1 protein-coding gene is annotated in these 500 nt (G+C 59.6%); it reads left to right on the top strand.

Annotated features, from left to right (window positions below):
- A partial coding sequence (locus JK635_RS22055; RefSeq protein ID WP_202656090.1) for an EAL domain-containing protein occupies nt 1-196 on the top strand: 196 nt, incomplete at its 5' end.
- Nucleotides 197-500: the final 304 nt, after the last annotated feature.

Below are 500 nucleotides of genomic sequence, written 5' to 3'. Positions count from 1 at the left end.
CCGCACCGTCACCGAGGCCATCATCGCCCTTGGCCACAGCCTGAAGCTGGAAGTGGTGGCCGAAGGCGTGGAGTCGGCGCAGACCGCCGATTACCTGAAGCAGCAGCACTGCGATCAGGCCCAGGGATACTGGTTCAGCAAGCCGCTGTCGCCCGCCGGGCTGGCGCAATGGTGCGCGCAGTACGACGTGTCGTAAGTCCGGCTGGCTGCCAAGCGCTGGACGGTATCGCCTGCATACCGGCTGCATGACAGAAGCGGGCTTGCGTCTGCCGATGCCTTGTCGGCGGGCGATCCGGATGAAGCGAAAAACATTGCGGCTTTTCAATACCTTGTTTTTCCTTCAATACAGAATCCTGTACAAGCGATTTCATCCCGATGAAGTTCCAATTCATTAGCCACCAAGCCATCACACCGCCAAAGCCCGATGAACGATTTCTCCGGCAGCCATATCCTGCTGTACCTGGCCCTGGCCAGCCTGGCCATCATCCTGCTGCTGGTTG

The sequence above is a fragment of the Neobacillus paridis genome (assembly GCF_016765675.1).
In the GTDB taxonomy this organism is placed as follows: domain Bacteria; phylum Bacillota; class Bacilli; order Bacillales; family Cytobacillaceae; genus Neobacillus; species Neobacillus paridis.
Note: the sequence above shows the minus strand (reverse complement) of the source record. Positions and strands in the feature narration are given on the sequence as shown.